Source organism: Paenibacillus koleovorans NBRC 103111 (genome assembly GCF_004000845.1).
In the GTDB taxonomy this organism is placed as follows: Bacteria; Bacillota; Bacilli; order Paenibacillales; family NBRC-103111; genus Paenibacillus_AA; species Paenibacillus_AA koleovorans.
Genome location: NZ_BIMA01000070.1, coordinates 18,020 through 35,906, shown reverse-complemented (window position 1 = coordinate 35,906; position 17,887 = coordinate 18,020). Strand labels below are relative to the sequence as shown.

General features: G+C 56.0%; 23 protein-coding genes and 1 pseudogene. 21 read left to right on the top strand and 3 right to left on the bottom strand.

From position 1 onward, the window contains the following. Positions 1–228: 228 nt before the first annotated feature. The 12 genes and pseudogenes from PKO02S_RS20895 (at position 229) to PKO02S_RS33685 (ending at position 7,471) form a co-directional block, all read left to right on the top strand. On the top strand, positions 229–1,035 hold the full coding sequence (locus PKO02S_RS20895) for an energy-coupling factor transporter transmembrane component T family protein (protein WP_164821587.1): 807 nt from the start codon (positions 229–231) through the stop codon (positions 1,033–1,035). A gap of 45 nt (positions 1,036–1,080) precedes the next feature. Further along, positions 1,081–1,656, top strand: a complete 576-nt coding sequence (locus tag PKO02S_RS20890) for a histidine phosphatase family protein (RefSeq protein ID WP_127585785.1) — start codon at positions 1,081–1,083, stop codon at positions 1,654–1,656. 20 nt (positions 1,657–1,676) lie between these two features. Then, complete coding sequence (locus tag PKO02S_RS20885; RefSeq protein ID WP_127585784.1) at positions 1,677–2,537, top strand: HAD family hydrolase; 861 nt, start codon at positions 1,677–1,679, stop codon at positions 2,535–2,537. A 35-nt stretch (positions 2,538–2,572) separates the two neighbouring features. Continuing rightward, on the top strand, positions 2,573–2,782 hold the full coding sequence (locus PKO02S_RS20880; RefSeq protein ID WP_127585783.1) for a DUF6954 family protein: 210 nt from the start codon (positions 2,573–2,575) through the stop codon (positions 2,780–2,782). Between the two features lie 22 nt (positions 2,783–2,804). Then, positions 2,805–3,458, top strand: coding sequence for an HAD family hydrolase (locus PKO02S_RS20875; RefSeq protein WP_127585782.1), 654 nt, complete (start codon positions 2,805–2,807; stop codon positions 3,456–3,458). Between the two features lie 41 nt (positions 3,459–3,499). Next, positions 3,500–4,177, top strand: coding sequence for an HAD family hydrolase (locus tag PKO02S_RS20870; protein ID WP_127585781.1), 678 nt, complete (start codon positions 3,500–3,502; stop codon positions 4,175–4,177). Between the two features lie 515 nt (positions 4,178–4,692). After that, a pseudogene (locus tag PKO02S_RS33940) lies at positions 4,693–4,893 on the top strand (helix-turn-helix domain-containing protein); the annotation flags it as partial. Positions 4,894–4,969: 76 nt separating this feature from the next. After that, positions 4,970–5,398, top strand: a complete 429-nt coding sequence (locus PKO02S_RS33385; protein ID WP_246067156.1) for a hypothetical protein — start codon at positions 4,970–4,972, stop codon at positions 5,396–5,398. Between the two features lie 21 nt (positions 5,399–5,419). Beyond that, entirely contained in the window at positions 5,420–6,277 is an 858-nt protein-coding gene (locus tag PKO02S_RS20860; RefSeq protein ID WP_127585779.1) for an RQC-minor-1 family DNA-binding protein, read from the top strand. A gap of 252 nt (positions 6,278–6,529) precedes the next feature. Then, positions 6,530–6,865: a type II toxin-antitoxin system HicA family toxin gene (locus PKO02S_RS33935; protein WP_373865226.1), complete on the top strand. Its 336-nt coding sequence runs from the start codon at positions 6,530–6,532 to the stop codon at positions 6,863–6,865. A 37-nt stretch (positions 6,866–6,902) separates the two neighbouring features. Continuing rightward, entirely contained in the window at positions 6,903–7,322 is a 420-nt protein-coding gene (locus tag PKO02S_RS20850) for a type II toxin-antitoxin system HicB family antitoxin (protein ID WP_127585777.1), read from the top strand. A 14-nt stretch (positions 7,323–7,336) separates the two neighbouring features. Next, a complete protein-coding gene (locus tag PKO02S_RS33685; protein WP_281280450.1) occupies positions 7,337–7,471 on the top strand; it encodes a hypothetical protein in 135 nt (44 codons plus the stop codon). 342 nt (positions 7,472–7,813) lie between these two features. Here the strand turns inward: PKO02S_RS33685 and PKO02S_RS33765 are convergent, their stop codons facing one another. Together PKO02S_RS33765 and PKO02S_RS20835 are read right to left on the bottom strand one after the other, a co-directional pair. Beyond that, positions 7,814–8,536: an ATP-dependent DNA ligase gene (locus PKO02S_RS33765; protein WP_307720035.1), complete on the bottom strand. Its 723-nt coding sequence runs from the start codon at positions 8,534–8,536 to the stop codon at positions 7,814–7,816. A 1,129-nt stretch (positions 8,537–9,665) separates the two neighbouring features. Beyond that, positions 9,666–9,965: a helix-turn-helix domain-containing protein gene (locus tag PKO02S_RS20835; RefSeq protein WP_127585776.1), complete on the bottom strand. Its 300-nt coding sequence runs from the start codon at positions 9,963–9,965 to the stop codon at positions 9,666–9,668. A 514-nt stretch (positions 9,966–10,479) separates the two neighbouring features. Here PKO02S_RS20835 and PKO02S_RS20830 point away from each other — a divergent pair. The 4 genes from PKO02S_RS20830 to coaD all read left to right on the top strand — a co-directional run bounded on the left by PKO02S_RS20830 (position 10,480) and on the right by coaD (position 12,773). Beyond that, positions 10,480–10,680 carry a helix-turn-helix transcriptional regulator gene (locus PKO02S_RS20830; protein WP_127585775.1) on the top strand — a complete coding sequence of 67 codons (201 nt, stop codon included), beginning with the start codon at positions 10,480–10,482 and terminating at the stop codon, positions 10,678–10,680. A 242-nt stretch (positions 10,681–10,922) separates the two neighbouring features. Further along, positions 10,923–11,195 carry a DUF7667 family protein gene (locus tag PKO02S_RS20825; RefSeq protein WP_127585774.1) on the top strand — a complete coding sequence of 91 codons (273 nt, stop codon included), beginning with the start codon at positions 10,923–10,925 and terminating at the stop codon, positions 11,193–11,195. 443 nt (positions 11,196–11,638) lie between these two features. Next, on the top strand, positions 11,639–12,247 hold the full coding sequence (gene rsmD / locus PKO02S_RS20815) for a 16S rRNA (guanine(966)-N(2))-methyltransferase RsmD (RefSeq protein WP_127585773.1): 609 nt from the start codon (positions 11,639–11,641) through the stop codon (positions 12,245–12,247). Continuing rightward, positions 12,228–12,773: a pantetheine-phosphate adenylyltransferase gene (gene coaD, locus PKO02S_RS20810; RefSeq protein ID WP_127585772.1), complete on the top strand. Its 546-nt coding sequence runs from the start codon at positions 12,228–12,230 to the stop codon at positions 12,771–12,773. Before rsmD ends, coaD begins: the two co-directional genes overlap by 20 nt. Here the strand turns inward: coaD and PKO02S_RS20805 are convergent. Next, entirely contained in the window at positions 12,730–14,052 is a 1,323-nt protein-coding gene (locus PKO02S_RS20805; protein ID WP_127585771.1) for a sporulation protein, read from the bottom strand. The two genes, coaD and PKO02S_RS20805, sit on opposite strands and share 44 nt — an antisense overlap. A gap of 105 nt (positions 14,053–14,157) precedes the next feature. On the opposite strand from PKO02S_RS20805, the gene PKO02S_RS20800 reads away from it, so the two are divergent. From PKO02S_RS20800 to plsX, 5 genes are all read left to right on the top strand, one after another. Continuing rightward, positions 14,158–15,309, top strand: coding sequence for a YlbL family protein (locus PKO02S_RS20800; protein WP_127585770.1), 1,152 nt, complete (start codon positions 14,158–14,160; stop codon positions 15,307–15,309). An 89-nt stretch (positions 15,310–15,398) separates the two neighbouring features. Further along, positions 15,399–15,917: a YceD family protein gene (locus tag PKO02S_RS20795; protein WP_127585769.1), complete on the top strand. Its 519-nt coding sequence runs from the start codon at positions 15,399–15,401 to the stop codon at positions 15,915–15,917. A 23-nt stretch (positions 15,918–15,940) separates the two neighbouring features. Continuing rightward, entirely contained in the window at positions 15,941–16,114 is a 174-nt protein-coding gene (rpmF, locus tag PKO02S_RS20790) for a 50S ribosomal protein L32 (protein WP_127585768.1), read from the top strand. A gap of 192 nt (positions 16,115–16,306) precedes the next feature. Further along, on the top strand, positions 16,307–16,879 hold the full coding sequence (fapR, locus tag PKO02S_RS20785; RefSeq protein ID WP_127585767.1) for a transcription factor FapR: 573 nt from the start codon (positions 16,307–16,309) through the stop codon (positions 16,877–16,879). A gap of 4 nt (positions 16,880–16,883) precedes the next feature. Then, positions 16,884–17,885, top strand: coding sequence for a phosphate acyltransferase PlsX (plsX, locus tag PKO02S_RS20780; protein WP_127585766.1), 1,002 nt, complete (start codon positions 16,884–16,886; stop codon positions 17,883–17,885). Positions 17,886–17,887: the final 2 nt, after the last annotated feature.

Genomic DNA, 17,887 nt, shown 5'->3' with positions numbered 1-17,887 from the left:
GCCGCGGCGGTCGCGGCCGCCGTCGCGCGGCGCGCGGGCGGCGCGAGCTCGACGTCTGCACCAGCCGCCGAGCTCAACCTAGCAGCTCCCCCTGTACTTGCCGACAAACCGATATCGTCACCAGCCACCCAGCTCAACCCGGCCACCGCAGCCGCGCTTGACGCCACGTCGACGTCTGCGCCGGTCCCCCAACTCAACCCAGTGGCCTATGTACTTACTGACAACACGGTGTCGTCACCAGCGGTCCAGCTCAACCGAACCGCTGTCGCACTTGCCGCCGCCCCGGCACCTGCCGCCACGCCTCCCAAGCGCCGCATCGACCCACGCGCCGCGTGGGTGTTCTGCACGCTTGTGTCGATCGGCATCCTGCTACAGGGCAGTCTGCCCGGCTTGGCGGCGTCCGCGGTCGTCACGCTTGCGGCGATCGCTTGGTCGCCTGTTGCGTTCCGGACCGTGTGGCGCGCCGTGCTGCCGCTCGTCTGGCTGACGAGCTTCACCGTCGTGTTCTCCGGCGTCGAGTGGATCGGCTTCTCCTTCGAAGCCGCCGGTCGCACATTGCTCTCGATGCAGCGCTTCCTGTTCATCATGGCGATCGGGTTGCTGCTGCCGCTGCAATACAGCCCGCTCGCCCTTAAGAAAGCGCTCGAGACGAGCCTCGCCGCTACCGCCCGCTGGAAAGTGCCGGTGACGGCGATCGCGCTGTACGTGTCTATGCTGATGCGCTTCATCCCGATCATCAAGGCGGAATGGCTGCGCTTCGCCCGCATCGCCAGAGCGAGAGGCGGCAGCCGCGCCAAGCCGGGCACCGTCCGGGCGCGCGATTTGCCGGTCGTAGCCGTGCCGATGCTGTTGTCGCTGTTCCGGATGGCCGAAGCGGCGGCGCTGGCGATGGAGCAGCGAGGCTTCAGGGACGAGGCGCTTCATCGACATCCCGGCGCAGCCGCATCGCGGTTCGAACGGGCCGATTTTGCGCATATGCTTGGAGGAGTGGTCATTTTCCTGCTGCTCGCCGCCTTGCGAGTTATGATAGAATAATAGAATCCTAACATTCAAATAGAGAGATAAAGGAGCTGGCAAGAGATGACGGTATTGGGACTGATTCGACACGGCGTAACGGACTGGAATGTGCAAAGAAAGGCGCAAGGCCACACGGATATTCCTCTGAACGAGGACGGTCTTCAGCAGGCGCAGCGACTAGCGGACAGGATGCAGCATGAGAGCTGGGACGTCATTTACAGCAGCGACCTGGGGCGTGCTTATGTAACGGCTCAATCGGTGGCGGATCGTCTCTCATTGACGGTTATCCAGGAACCGCTTTTGCGCGAGAAGTTTTGCGGTCAAATCGAAGGGACAACGCCGGAAGACCGTCTCGCCAAGTGGGGAGTCGACTGGGCGAAGCTCGAGCTGGATATCGAGTCGAACGACAAAGTGGCGGAGCGCGGACAGTCCATTTTGAACATTATCGCAGAACGCCATCCCGGCGAAAGAATATTAATCGTCAGTCATGGCGGTTTGATCGGCTCGACGATCCGCAAGCTTGTGCCAGAACTGAACGTACAAGGGCCGCTAGACAACACCTCCGTCACCATCGTCGCCAAAAATCCGCAAGGCTGGACATGCGAGCTGTTCAATTGCACGAAACATCTGAACGTGTAAACGCTAAGGGAGGACTATCGATGGCCCCGACATCCGCCCAAGCAACACAAGCCTTTTTGACCGATCTGGACGGCACGCTGCTTCGGTCCGATGCGACGGTGTCGCCATTCACAGTCGAGACGCTTACATGGCTTTTGGAACAAGGCGTTCCGGTCAGCTATGCTACCGCCCGCAGCTACAGAAGCTCCATGCAGGTGGTTGGGGAGATTCCATGGCAGCATCCGCTGGTGCTTTACAATGGAGCGGTACTGATGGACCCGGTCGACGGCTCCCTGCTGGGAGGGAACTGGTTGACTTCCGAGGCCGCGAATGAGCTGATCGAGTTCGGTAAAAGCCGGCATCGATTGGTGCCGCTCCTGTTCGGGTTGGATGGCGGCGGGAACGAGACGGTGCTGCACGAGCCTCTCCTTAGAACGGGCGACCGTCAGTTTTACGCCAATCGACCGAATGACCCTCGCTTTCGTGAGACAGCCGGGCTCGTCTGTCCCTTCGACCAACGTGTGCTCATCCTTACCTATATCGGCAGGCTGGAGGAGCTCGAGCCGTTTCATGCCGATCTCACGAATCGGTTTGGATCAACCATTCACCTGCACTTGATGCGGGATGCATATGTTCGCGAGCACAATTATTTTCTGGAAGTCAGTCATCCGCTGGCGAACAAAAAGCAAGGGCTGCTGCAATGGGCCCGAATAATGGGGATCGAGCCGAGCCAAGTAACCGTATTCGGAGACAACTTGAACGATGTAGGCCTGTTCGAAGCCGCCGGTACCCGCGTTGCTGTCCGAGAGGCGCATGAGCGGCTGCAAGCAATGGCGGACCGGATAATCGGCAGCCACAACGAGGATGCGGTCGCCAAGTACATGCGTCAACAGTTTGGTTAGTGCCAACCATCAACCGAACAAGGAGCGTGTGAAGGATGAAAGCATTCGTAATCGCCATCTTCATCGTTTTGTTTGCTTTGGTGACGTTTTTCGGAATCGGCCCGGTGCTGCTCGCCGATGGCAGCATGATGGAGCGGATGTGGACGTTGGTCGTCGTTGTGGTCATTTATTTGGTGCTTGGATTTGTGTTGAAGGGGGTTTTGGCTGCCTTGAAACGCCGCCAGATTCGGAATCGGTACAAATAAGACCGGAGAGGAATTGGACTGGATGAAGAAAACGACGATATTGTTCGACTTCGACGGCACCGTGGCGGACACGTTGCCGGTTTGTTTTCATGCGCTGCGGGAAGTGTTTCGCGAGTTTGACGGGCTCAACCTGAGCAATGAGGAGATCGTGGCCCGTTTCGGCCCGACAGAGCCGGACATAATCCGATTGCATCTAACGGACAAGGAACGCGCGGAGCAGGGGGTAGAGCGGTTTCTCCGGCTCTATGACGAGCATCATCCGGCACTTGTTCCGCCTTCGCAGCCTGTATTGGACATGGTGCATGCCTTGAAGCGCCAATCGCTTCGGCTGGGGATCGTAACCGGCAAAGGAGCCGAAAGCTTGCGCATCTCGCTCCGCCACCTACAGCTGGATGGCCTGTTCGACGTCGAGATTAGCGGCGATGATGTTCGGCAGCCGAAGCCGCATCCCGAAGGGGTGCTGCTGGCGATGGAGCGACTCGGCTCCACCCCGGAGGAGACGATGTTCCTGGGCGACAGCATCGCCGACGTTTGCGCAGGCAAAGCCGCTGGTGTGCTGACAGCCGCCGTGCGCTGGTTCGAGCATGTACAGACGCAGCATTTCGAGGTGGAGCCCGACCTGCTGTTCACGGCTCCCGAGCAAGTGACGCGTTACATAGTCAAGGATGGAAAATAAGCTGCCTGCGGATTTAATTGCCCGAAAAAGGAGGTACATACATGCTGGAACAAGCGCACTTGGTGCAACGCACCCAGCGCTACAAAGGCCTTATCTTCGACATGGACAATACGATTCTCCGCTCGCGCATCGATTTCCCGGCCATGAAGGCCGATATCGCGGCTACTCTGATCGAGCAAGCGGTGCTGGATCGTCAAACCCGCGTGCAAGAGCATACGGTCGCCACGCTGCTGGAAACGGCAAAAGCGAGCGGCAGGCTTACCGATGCGATGAATGAAACACTGTGGGCACGGGTGGCGGATTGGGAGCGAGAAGGGATGCGCGACGCCGGGCTGGAGGAGGAAGCGCTCGAGCTGCTTCACGAGCTGAAGAGCCGTTCCTATGCGCTCGTGATCCTTACGAACAATGCTCGTCAGGCGGCGATCCAAGCGCTGGAGACAACCCGAACGCTGGCATTGTTCGATCATGTGCTGGGCCGGGAGCAGATGGCCGCGCTCAAGCCTTCGCCTTCAGGGGTGAATGCCATTTTATCGCTGTACCCGGATTGGGCTGCGGCGGACTGGCTTTCTGTCGGCGATTCCTGGATCGATGGACATGCCGCGATGCAGGCGGGTGTATCTTTCGTGGCGTACCGATCCAAGAGCGAAGAATTCGCCAAACGGTCCATTCCCGCTCTTGGTCGATTGGAGCGCTTGTCCGAGCTTACGCATTTCCTCTAAGAGCCACCGCCTTCGAACAGCTTTCTCATTGTCTCCGCTTCCTTATCGCTGCAACGGGAGTAAGCGAGTCGGATGCGGGCCCGATTGTCTGTCAGCTCTCCCCGCACCCCCGCGGTAAACAAGTGCAGCTTTGCCGCTCGGTTTTCTTTTTGACCTCGGCCCCGCTTCGGGTTTCATTTTAGCAAAATAGCTCTTCTCATCCACGTCTCCCGTCTCCTCTTCCTTCCTCTGCCCCCCAAATAGCCCGAAACCATTCCACCGCATGACTCCATATAGCGATCCGACGCCGCACGAGCCACAAGAGGACGAAACGCCAGCCGCCACAGCGACAATTTGGAGGAGGTGCTCGTATGAGCATGGCGAAGAGGACCGCGAGAAGTACGGACGGCCCAAGAGCGACTATATCATGCATGTGTCGGCTCATCTAGTCGTCGTCATGCATCAGGACCCGGGAGCTGCTCGAGGAGCGGGAAGCGGAGGAGACGAACCGTGGAATCGATGCGAGCATCCTGTACATGCACAGACACTATCCTGAGAAAATCAAGCTGGATGCTCTGGCCGCCCGAGCCGGCCTGACAGAGACTTCGTTCTCGAGGAGCTTCAAAAAAGCGAAGGGCGTATCCCCTATCGATTATTTGACCCGCATTCGGGTCGATCGCTCGAAGGAGCTGCTGCAGCAAAGCTGGCCGATTAAGGAAGTGGCGGAGACGGTAGGCTTTTGCAATGGACTGGCGCTAAAACTACAGGTGGATCGCCAATATCGTCGGCCGGGAGAAGGAAGCGCAGCAGCATTTGGATCAGGTGGATTTGAAAATCGGATATGCGCGCGACAGGCTGGCCCAGACGATCGGCCGGGAGACCGTGTCGATGCTGCGCTTTTTCTACAACCGGGTACGGGTGTATGGCACGATCGGCCATCCGATGAACCAACTGCTCTACACCGAGCTCGGCCTGCACCCGGGGAGCTGCGTGCCCATGCGGGAACGGAACAAGGAATATCCGCTTGGCAGCCTGCCTCTGTTCGAGACGGATCATCTGCTCGTATTCCGCCAAGTATGCGGAGCTGCGGCGCAGCGAGTCATGGGCGACGATACGCGCCGTCAGGAACAAGAAGGTGTTGTCCATTCCGAACTGGATCGGCATGAGCTGGACGCCGCAGGGTCAGAACGCCATTTTGGATTACTTGCTTGCCGTCTACGCCAAGGTTCAGCGGGAGCATAGTTTTTAATTCATGTTTAAGAGATGCTAGAATGGAAACTACTAAATGGTAGGAGGCAAAGCTTAATTGGAAAGGGGAGTTTGAGTTTGGCTAAAGTGTCGAAATCATTGTCAGTCGAACCAGTCATGCAGAGGGAAGACGTTCTAGCTATTCTGGAGGCTGCGGATAGTCTAGTATCCCGTGCGGGGCGGTCCATGCTTGTGAAAGTGTTGAAAGGGTCGCGGGAAAAAAAGCTGCTCGAGCTGGGGTTGAACTGCTGCGACGCCTACGGGTACTACGCGGACCGGCATAAGGATGAGGTGTTGGAACGAGTCGATTGGATGATCAAAAACGATTATTTGTCGATCGGCTACTCGGGTGATATGCCTTTGCTGTATTTCACCGACTATGGGTGGATCGTGCAGCGCGAGCAAGGCGTCAACCGGCTCTTGAGCGAATGGACGGATTGGGTCGATCATCAAGTGCCCGTGTTGAGCATGTCCCATATGAAGGATAAGAATCGCGAGATGATCTTGATGTTCCTGGAAAAAGTGGCGGAAACTCAAGATGCCCGATTCATCCCTTTGCTCGAAAAGTGGCAGCCCATCGACTACAAGAAGGTTCGCCAAGCGATCGGGCAAGTCATTGCCTATCTCAAGGACCCGAAGGGGACTTTGGAGCTGGAAGGCTCCCCGCATCCGATGATGCGAACCGCGGACATTGTGCTGACCCGAAGTTCTGAGCGGCTCAAGTGCTGGGATTGCGGCGACCGGTTCGAGTGGAGCATCAGCGAGCAGGACTCGTTCCGGATGCAAGGCTGGGACCCGCCGAAGCGTTGTCCGGAGTGCCGCGAGGAGAAGCAGAGACGGCGCTTGGAAATGGGAGACTTCTCCGATTTTTGAACAGCGGGATATCCCGTCCGCCCGCGCTAAGCAGCAAAATCGAGCTTGCAGTCCGTGGAACGTCGACTCACAGCGCTGCAAGCGCGAAAATCGTGGTCCGACGGACTGCGGGTGCTGGCGAGTACAAAATAGCGCTAGATTATATTTTCAAAATTCACTTCCGCTTCCGGTTATTGGAGGCGGTTTTATTTTTCGCTTCAGGTAAGGGTGGATAAATTTAGCTCTTTAAAAGCGGAAGCAAGGAACGAGGGTATGGTGGAAGTAGGAGCTCACTCTCAATTATGTGGAATAGCAAGCGAGATCGCTGAGTTAATATTTACACGTATTAATTGCACGTATTTTTTAATTGACACGTACATTTTATACGTGTTATCATTAAATCAGAGAGGAGGGGAAACATTGAAAGCTTACAGCTCGAGGGAAATCATAAAGCTAGTCGAAGCGGATGGATGGTACTACATAGGAGCAAACGGAAGTCATCATTACTTTAAACATCCCACGAAGCCCGGTAAAGTTACGGTGCCGCATCCGAGAGACAGCTTCCCTCCCAAAACTCAAAAGAACATACTACAAAGCGCGGGGTTATAGAGGGCGAATGCCCTCCCCCCCAAGGAGGTTAACATAAATGGTCAAAAAAGATGTGTATCGATTCTGGGCAGCTTTCCATTACTCCCCTGATGGTGTGTCGGTAAGGTTTCCTGATCTTCCCGGCTGCTTCACAAGTGGGGATACAGCTGAAGAAGCTCATGTGGCAGCAAGGGAAGCGCTTGGCGGTTTTCTTTGTGTAATGGAGAATGACAATGATGTGATTCCGGATCCGTCCACACTGGACCGGATTATCGGACAACTGGAAGAAGGAGAAGCGGCATGTGATATCCAAGTTTACATGCCAACTGTTCGTGAGGCCATGGAGTCAAAAGCGGTAAAGAAGACGCTCACAGTGCCAAAGTGGTTGGCAGACGAAGGAGAGCGCCATAATCTGAACTTCTCGCAGATTCTCCAAGACGGATTGAAACGAAGCTTGGGAATTAATGCGGAAAAGTAGTGCCCCGCCTGACGATGGCCGGATGGGAACCGGCCGAAAGCCGCGTCGCGATGACGCTGCTCGCGGAAATCCGCCACGAGCTGGCCGTGCATGGCTGGCCTTTACATAGATCATACGATAAATTCCGCAAAAACCTGGCTTCGCAATAAGTCATTACGGGTCCAGTTCCGCATCTTTACTGTGGCATGGATCCGGGGCTCCACATATACATGGTCACGGTCCTCCGCCACTACGAACGGACGGATGACGCTGTAAAACGCCTACTTTTGGGTAGGGGTCACTCCAAACTCAATAATCCCTGCTGGTCGATTCCGACCGTCCGGATCCTAGACCGCTGCGAGCCACCCAAACTCGGCTTTCTTCCATCCCGTCAGCACCACTTCAGCGTAGGACCAGTTAATTACTTTCTGCCACGCGGGCTCCGCTGCCCCAGGACATAAGCGGACTCTTTCCGTTTTGCAATCATTCCCTCGAATTGCCGATCAACCATTTCAACAAATAGTCTCTTTCCTTCCCGTTCTATGTAAGGGACTACGCTGATCCGAGGATTTGCCGAAGTCGATGCTGGGCAGCAGCTGCTTGCGCTGCATGAGCGGCCAGCCGCGCAGATCCTGCCCATTGTAGCGAAGCAAATCGAAAACGATGTAGTTGGCCGGCATCGTAGCGGTGAGCCTGAGCACCTTGTCCACATTGCGTGCAGAGAAGCGCTCCATAACCGATTCGAAGTCGATGGAACCAGATAAGCGATCGACGCACGCAACCTCGCCATCAAGGATGATATCGTCTTCGGCCAGATCGAACAGCTCCGGGTACTGCATTGTACAATCGTTGTTGTGGCGCGTGTACAGGCGCGTAACGCCTTCCTGCCGTGACAGTATCAACCGATGTCCGTCGATTTTTGGCTCAAAAATATAGTCAGGATGGAAGAAAGGGGCTTGTGATGTTTCTAAGAGCATTGGAGGAATAAACAAAATCATCATGTCATCCCCTCCAGTGCTTAATCTTCTGCCTACTCCGGCCTTGAATTCTTCCCATTCTTCTGGATGCTCTCCCCATCGTTTCGGACATACTTTCCGTGTTACGTCGTAATGCCGCATAAGGTCGGCCGGCGTCGCGCGATATAGCCGGCACAGCTCCACGCCGATCTGCACCGCCCGTTCGTAGGTTGCCGGGTGGAACATCCAGTCCGGCTCGATGCAGAGCTCCACGCCCACGCTGTACGGATTCGCCTGTCAAATTCCAGTTGGACCATCGCCCAGACAACGGGAGGAAATTTCAACCTGGCCGCCGCCGAATGGAATGTGTTTACAACTCGGATTGACGCCTTTCGCGTGTATAAAAGTCTTGGGGCGTACGGGTTTACCACCGTGAGCACTGGTGGGGATTTTTATTATTGGATATTTAACCAAGCAGTCAATACTATCAATCCAATGAGCCCTACATCGCCGCCACCGGGTACAAAGAGTAGCGGAGATGCGATTCATGCGTCGTATCTCAATAATCTTGTAGCATCGCTTAATTCGATAGCTTAAAACGACCGGGTGCAACGTTGCACGTATGAAACCGCCATGTTATTATTACAATAGAAATAAGGAGCCGGATGGCCGTCCGACTCCCCTGCACAACATTTTGGGTGGGAAACCTCCAGCATGAGCCAGAAAATAATCCGCACCGTGGCGCTAACCTGGGCGGATTATTTTCGTTTATTCAGATATGTGAGGAGCGCCAGCAAGAACATGCCGAGCGTAATCACTTCTGTAAACGAAAACTGCATAAGCATCACCCCCGATCCGGAGGCAATACTTCCCACCCAAGTCTGTTGCACACTAGCATTATAGCAAATGCCGAGATAGTTTCATAGGCGCTCCTTAATTAGGGGTGTCTTTTATTGTATACACACTTGGTCGGCGACGAATTTGGCTTTGCGGTACTGCTCGCCGGAGCCGAAGCCTCTTTACTCCGCTACAGCATCAGTCGCCTACCATTGCCAAAACTTTGACTAGGGTTAAACGCACTCCCTGACTCCATCCGTTCCTTTCACACCGATTTAAGTCGATCGATAAACTTTCGAAGCTCAACCTTCTCTCTCTATTTTCGAGAAGCCCCTATGATGAAACTAGGGAGCCCACCGAATTCAGGGGACAGTTGGCAGAACTCGTAAACCCGCCGACGAGATATTCCAAAAAAAGTCCGCCGCTTGCTGCAGAGACAAAATGTCCGGTAAATTTTCGTATTGTTTGATTTTGATAGTCATGCTGGAGTCTCACTTTCTATTTAGTTTTCAAATACGCTCTTCCGAGGTATCGCTTCCCCAATTTTTGGCTTGGCTCCTTCTTTTGGTGTTCACCTCCCCTCCATGTAATTCGCGGCTTCTTGAGCAGCCTTCCACTTATCCAGACTCAGCGTGCTAAACAGATACCGCGGCTTCCGGCTGCCATCCGCTCCTACAACACGATGGGGGATGCGTTTCTGGCGAATGTACTTGCGCAGCGTGTGCTCGCTGAGATTGAGATAGTCGCAGGCCTCAGTGAACGTCAGTGTCTGGTCAGCTTGAACGGCCATTTCCTCACGCAGAATGCGTATTGCAGCTGCTACTTCCTCCGCGACAATGGCACGGATTGCGGCGTCCAGGGATTGGGTCATGGTGTGACTCCTTTCTGTCGAATGGAATAAGTAAGATGCGAAGGACTGACCTGTCTTACTTGTTCATGCTATTCGGACACAGCTAACATTATATCGCGGTCCTTGGCGACGAGAAACGGGACTTTATCAACCAACATCAAATTGATTTAGGTTTAAAAAACGCCGCTGTTCTCTATCTTTGGACCGAAAAAGGGGCGTGGATGCACGCAAATTGCTGACGAGGCCGGTCCACATATGGAATGTTGGTCGACGATTATTACAAAGTCAGGTAGATGGCTGTCAGAACCTACAAATACCGCATGAGGGGCAGAGAGTCAGTTATGGCACTGAATAAAAATAGCGGTGCCGATAAGTATCGGCACTCGGTCACAGTAAGTCATTACTACTCCCTCGGTGGCTTCGGTTAGCGGGGTTTTCTATTTTCCCAAGCGTTTGGGAATTTATAAAATAAATATATGTAATAAAAGTAGGATTCTCGGCTATCTACGTTGAAATTGTGGTTGAGGTGATAGGGATGGCCGTTAAAAACCGACTCAAGGAAATCCGTCATGACCATCGGATGAACCAAGTGGAGTTTGCCGAGCACATCGGCATTAACAGGACTTTGTATAATCGGTGGGAGCGGCAGAAGACGCAGCCGGAACTTGAAACAGTGCTTAAGCTTTCCAAACTGTTAAATAAGACGGTCGAGGAGATCGTATTTCTGGATGAGTAGTGTTTCTTTTTGTACACAAAATGTATCTTAGTCGGCAACTTTTGCAAATAACCGCATACACTGTATCATCACCAACAAAAGGAGATGGTACAGATGGAGAAGCAAACCGTTTACCGCATCCGCTACACGCTCGACGGCCGTCCAAAGGCAGTGTACGCCACGCAGGAGCGGGTGCATGATCCGAGGATGCAAACCCTCGCTGCGTGTTACGTGGTCGCGCTCGGGGCGCTGGCGTGTGTAGGATGGTGGTTACTTTGGACTTGAGCGACAGCCCAATCATTTGCCGGATCGCCCAACTGCGGGTTGTCCAAAAGGCACGGGGGCTCGATCCGGTCCAACTGCAGGAGCTTAAGCTGTGTCTAGACTGGATCGTCAACTACTGCTGGCGGCAGGCGCTGCTCAAGAATCAAGCGTTGAAGGCCAGCATGACTAATGACGTGGACTGGCTGCATGAGCTCTGTCGTGATCTGGATGGCAGCACAACAAAAAAGCCGGGCCGCTTGGGCACCGACTAAAGAAGACGCTTCTATTATATGCGTCCGTCCCCCGGGTGATTCTCGGGGACGGCGTGAGGCATGGCAACGGGTTCCCACGTCGCATAAGCTCACCCGGATAGATGGGGCATGTACAAATTTGGTGGTCAAATGGTGGGCAATGTGAGAAAATGCTGTGTTAATGATGGGGAGGAGATAGAAAAAAACCGCTCCCCACAAGGGATGAGCGGATCGAAGTTTTTGGGACCCCTTGCGGGGCCCCTCATGGGAGAGGAGAAACCGGACGAAGAGCTTATGGGGAAACGTAAGTCTTCTCCGCGGTTGTCTACGACATTGTTCATGTCGATAGCTTCATTGTTGACGCCAAGTTGGGTTCTTATACATAGGGCGGAAAAATTTTGTGAACGGTCAAACGATTGTGGTACGATAGCAGCAGGAATTCGCAGGAACGAGGGACGACGACGTTGAGAGTCATATCGGGATCGGCGCGAGGCCGAACGTTGAAGCCGGTGCCCGGCATGGGGACGCGGCCGACGACGGATAAAGTGAAGGAAGCGATTTTCAGCATGATCGGCCCTTATTTCGACGGCGGGATGGCGCTCGATTTGTTCGCCGGCACGGGCGGCCTTGGCATCGAAGCGCTCAGCCGGGGGATGGAGCGGGCCGTGTTCATCGACGCCGACAAACGCGCGGTCGAGATCGTGCAGCTCAACCTGCAGGCGGCGCGGCTCGCCGAGCAGGCGGAGGTGTATCGCAACGACGCCGAGCGGGCGATCAAGGTGCTGGCGAAGAAACCGGACACCCGCTTCCGGCTGGTGTTTCTTGACCCGCCCTACAAGCTCAGGGATATCGAGAAGCTGGTTGGATTGCTTCAATCGCTGCAGCTGCTGGAGCCGGAGGCGACGATTCTCGTCGAGCATGAGGCGGATTACAACTGCGCCGAGCAAATTGGAGACGCGGTTTGTACGAGACGGGCGCAATACGGCGAAACAGCGGTTTCTATTTATAAGTTGAAGCTTGAAGAAGAAGTTGCAGAAGAGGAGGCGGGGCACCATGAGCAAAATCAAACATGACTACACGGTCGCCGTTTGTCCGGGAAGCTTCGATCCGGTAACGAACGGGCACCTCGACATCATTAGCCGGGCTGCCGGCATTTTCGACAAAGTGATCGTCGCCATCGCGACGAACAGCTCGAAGCAGCCTCTGTTCAACTTGGAAGAGCGAACGGGGCTGCTGCGGGAAGTGACGGGCCATCTGCCGAATGTCGAAATCGACAGCATCAGCGGACTGCTCATCAATTATATGGAAGCCAAACAGGCGCATGTGATCGTGAAAGGGCTGCGGGCGGTATCCGATTTCGAATACGAGCTGCAGATGGCGTCGCTCAATCACAAGCTGAACGCCAAGATCGAGACGTTCTTCATGATGACGCATCCGAAGTTTTCTTACCTCAGCTCCAGTATTGTAAAGGAGATTGCGAAGTACAACGGTCCCGTGGAGGATCTTGTTCCGGATATCGTGGAGTCGGCATTGAAGCGGAAATTCGGCGGGGCGGCTAGCTCAGCCGCTCCGTCGAAGCCGACACCAGCCGGCGAATAAGGGCGATCGCGCCGGACAAAACGAACAGCGTGAGCAGCAGGAGGGCAAATTGCTCCAGCCTGCCGGGAAAGGCGGTCCAGCCGCTCCATGCCTCCGTAGCTATGGATGTCTTACCGCTTACGGGGAGATCGAATGCCGGCGGCATGGCTGCCGGGAATGACAGGAAGCTGGGCCGGGCGCGAGCCAGCATCGTCTGTAGCGGATTCCACAGCGCGAGCGTCGAGCCGAATGCCAGCCCGCCATGCAGCAGGCGATGCACGAGGAACGGCCAATAGCGCAGATCGGTGTGGCGAACGAGACTTTGCACTTGTAGATGATGGGACAGCCCGCTCCAGCCGAGTGCGAGGCCGATCAGCGCCGCTTGCCAAGGCATGCCGGCACCGCCAGGATTGAATTGGCTGAACGCGTATGTGCCCAGATGGACTTCCAGGATGCTCGGAATCCAGTCGGGGGCTGCGGCACCGTTATAGCCGAACAGCCGAATGACCAAGCCTAGCGCTGCATTGAAGGCAGGAGCGGCAAGCGACAGCTGCAAGGCGTGCATGACGACGGAGAACATCATGATGACGCCGCCGATCGCGAGCAGCGTCTGGATCGCGCCGGATACGGCGTCGCCCAGCAGCTTGCCGAACGTGCGACCGTCCTGGAGACGCGCTTCGTGCATTTCCCGGAAAAACTTAACGAGAAGCGGCATCCTAACAACAGTGTAAGCTGCTGACTTTAGCGGGAGTTGCAGCCGGGACTCCTCTTTACGCGCGAAGCGCATGACGATGGCGGCGACGAACGCCGAGCCATAATGAATGACGGCGATCGCGGTTCCCGTCGCCGGGTGGTGAAGGAACCCTGCGCCGATCACGCTCAGGATGAGGAAAGGGCTGCTCATGTGCGACATGCCCAGCAGTCGCTCGCCCTGCTCCCGGGTGACCGCTCCGTCGCTGCGCAGCTTGCCCGCGATCTGGGCGCCGGCCGGCCCGCCGGCGAGGCCGCCCATCGCCAGCGCGAGACCGCCGGCTCCCGGCAGGCGGAACAGCACCCGCATGAGCGGATCGAGCAGCACGCCGACGCTCCGCGCCAAGCCGAGGCCGATCATCAGCTCGGCGACGATGAGGAACGGCAGCAGCGCGGGGAAGACGACGTTCCACCAAAGCGACAATCCGCCAAGCGATGATTGAAACGCCCGATCGGGAAACAATAGGATGGAGAGCACGAAGAGAGCCGTCAGGGCGGCGAGCAGTACGGTGAACGACCGGCTCTGCGTATGGAAGATGCCGCTGGGCATACGATGACCACCTTCAGAATAGAGTAAGTGGTACAAGTTTACGCGGGAGCAACACGGATTAGACCAAGCGCGGTCGGCCTGACAGGCGCCAGGAGGACAAGAAAAATGAATGAAGGCTATACGGGCGGGAGAATGGGAGCCCGGCGGACCGGAGACCGTGACCGGGCATTGCGCGGTTTCCTGCTGTCGTTCGGCGTCACCTTGGTCGTGCTATACGGCTTGTACGTCATTCAAGTACCTTACTACATTTACCAGCCGGGCTCCGCAGAGAGCATCAAGCCGATGGTCAAGGTCGTACAGGCGGATACCGAGGAAAAAGGCGCGTTTATGCTGACGACGGTCGCCTTGATTCCGCGAACGAGCATCCTCGGCTACTTGTTAGCTATCTGGAATCCGAACATGGAAGTGCAACGCAAGCGGGACGTCCTGCACGGACAGACCGAGCAGCAGTTCATGCAGCGCCAGGAAATCGTTATGCTCGAATCGCAGAGCAGCGCCATCCAGGCCGCCTACAAAAAAGCGAACATTCCGTTCCAGATCAAGAGCATGGGCGCCTATGTGACGGAGACGAAAAAAGGACTTCCTGCCGACCAGGTGCTGAAGCCGGGCGATACGATCATCCAGGCGGACGGCTTGGCCGTCGGCGGCATTAAGGAGCTGCAGGCGATCTTGACCGCCAAGAAGGTCGGCGATACGGTCAGCTTGGTTGTGAAACGCGGCGCCGAGGAGCTGACGTACCCGATTGTCTTGGCCGACGTTTCCGCCCGGCTCGCATCGCCGTCCCCATCGCCGGGCGGCGAGTCCGGACCACGGCCCGGCATCGGCGTGACGACTGCCGATCTGCGTTCTACGGTGCCGGATCAAGCGGACAAGAAGGTCGAGATTCAAGCCGGCGAAATCGGCGGTCCTTCGGCAGGTCTTATGTTCTCGCTCGAGATCTACAACCAGCTGACGGTCGGCGACCTGAGCAAAGGCTATCGAATCGCAGGCACCGGCACGATCGACGCCAGCGGCAACGTATGCTCGATCGGCGGGATCCAGCACAAGATCGTCGCCGCCGAGCGGGAAGGCACCGAGCTGTTCTTCGCGCCGAAGGACCGCAAGGCGGGCGAATGCGGCTTGGCCGGAGATGTGGCGAATTATACGGATGCCGCAGACAAAGCCAAGCAGATCAAATCGGCAATGAAGGTCGTGCCGGTCGGCTCGCTGGAGGAAGCGTTGCAGGTTTTGGCGGGATTGCCGGAAAAATCCTCTTGACGGCTCGGGCGAAAAAGCGTTTGCGAACGGTTGACAAAATAGGCGTAATCTCGATATAATTACTTTTGTTTGTTTGGGGTGAGGTAACTATGATAGTGAATGTCCGTGACTTGTGTGCCAAGAACGGCCGGATCGATTGGTCGGGACGCATCGAGATGCCGTTTCTGACGTCGGGACGCCGGGATATTGTACATGCAGAGCCGTTGCAGGCGGCGATTCATGCCGCAGCCGCAGCCGAGCTCGTCGAGGTTGCCGGCATGCTGACTTTGCCGGTCGAGATGGTTTGCTCGCGTTGCTTGACGTCCTATTGCCAGACGCTGAAGCTGCCGTTCCGGGAATGGTTTACCCAGGATGCGGAACAGGTGGATGAAGAGGATGAGCATATGCACTTGGCCGTCGAAGACAAGATCGACTTGATGCCTTTCTTCGAGGAGACCGCGCAGCTCGGACTTCCGTATGTTCCGCTTTGCGAGGAGGATTGCAAGGGACTTGACCCGGAGACGGGCTTGAACCTGAACATTCATCCGGCTAAGCCTGCGGAAGCGCGAATCGATCCTCGGTTGGAAGTGCTCGCCCAATATTTTGAGAAACAGAAGAAGCAAGAGTAGACTCGTTTAAGGAGGTGGGAATCATGGCAGTTCCTTTTAGAAAAATTTCCAAAACCCGCCGCGACAAGCGTCGTACGCATTTCAAGCTGGTAGTACCGGGTATGGTTAAATGCGACAACTGCGGTGAACTGAAGCTGGCTCACCGGGTTTGCAAAGTTTGCGGATCCTACAAAGGCAGAGAAATCGTAAAACAATAAGATTTCGTGCGCAGGAGAGCACTTCACAATCGGTGGGGTGCTTTTTTGTTTGCGCAATCGGGACGGCCGCCCTTTCCTTTTCGGAGGGAATTATATATACTGATTTGGTACCTGGTAACAAAGGTTGCTGCTACATACCGACAACGCATGTCCGTGCGCTTCGAGAAAGAGGAGGTGGCCGTCATCGAACGGATGCCTAAGCGTCAACGCCAGCAGCAGCTGGCTCGAGAAATCGAAGACAATCCTTTCGTAACCGACGAGGAGCTGACCCGGAAGTTCAAGGTCAGCATTCAGACGATCCGGCTCGACCGGCTGGAGCTCGGCATTCCGGAGCTGCGGGAACGGATGAAGCTGATGGCCGAACGGTCTTACGACCAGATTCAGTCAATGCCGCTCCATGAGGTGATCGGGGATATCATCGATTTGCAGCTCGACAAGAGCGGCATCTCGATTTTCGAGATCCGGGAGGAGCATGTGTTTTCCCGAACGAAGATCGCGCGCGGCCACCATATTTTCTCGCAGGCGAACTCGCTCGCCATTGCGGTCATCAACAATGAGAAGGCTTTGACCGCTTCCGCGGACATTCGGTTTATTCGACCGGTTCGGTTATGGGAGAAATGTATCGCCAAAGCTTATGTCAGATCCATTTCCGGGCAAAAAGGGAAAGCCAAAGTGGAAGTTTTCACATACGTGGGCGAAGAGATGGTATTCCAGGGCAATTTCCTGATCTACCGGTTCGCCAAAGAAATGACAGGTGAGGAGTGATCGCATGCGGATCGCAATTGACGCCATGGGTGGCGATCACGCTCCGCAGGTAGTCGTCGAGGGAGCGCTGCTCGCGGCTGCCGAATGGAGTGACGTACAGCTCGTTCTAGTAGGGGATCAGCCTCGCATGGAGCAGCTTCTCGCGGGGCGCCGGCTACCGGCGAACGTCACGCTGCACCATGCGGCGGATGCGATCGGACCGGAGGAAGAGCCGGTCAAGGCGGTGCGCCGCAAGAAGGACGCGTCCATGGTCGTGGCCGGACGGCTCGTACGGGAAGGGCAGGCGGATGCGATGATCTCCGCGGGCAATACCGGCGCGCTGATGACGACCGGCTTGCTGATCGTGGGGCGCATCCCCGGCATCGAGCGCCCGGCGCTCGCGCCGATGCTGCCTACGATGGACGGCAAGGGTGTGCTTGCGCTCGACCTGGGGGCGAACATGGACGCCACGCCGGATAATTTGCTGCAATATGCGATTATGGGCAGCGTCTATCGCCGGCAGGTGCATGGAATAGCCAAGCCTCGCATAGCATTGCTCAATGTAGGCAGCGAAGCGATGAAGGGCAACGAGCTTACGAAGCACGCCTACCCGTTGCTGGAGCAGGCGCCGATTCAATTTATCGGCAATGTGGAGGCGCGGGACGTGCTGAACGCGGATTGCGACGTCATTGTGTGCGACGGCTTCGTCGGCAATATCCTGCTGAAGGCGATGGAAGGCACGGCAGGGGCGATCTTCTCGGCATTGAAGTCGGAGTTTACGCGGTCGACGCTGTCCAAGCTCGCCGCGGCGATTCTGAAGCCCGGGCTGTCGCGGTTCAAGAAGAAGCTCGACTACTCCGAGCATGGAGCCGCTCCGCTGCTCGGAATCAACGGGCTTGTCCTGAAGAGCCACGGCTCCTCGGACGCCAAAGCGATCAAGAACGGCGTGCGCCAGGCTCGGATCGCGATCAGCAATCATCTGGTTCAAATGATAGCAACGGAAATCAGCGGGAAGAAAGAGGAGTAGAA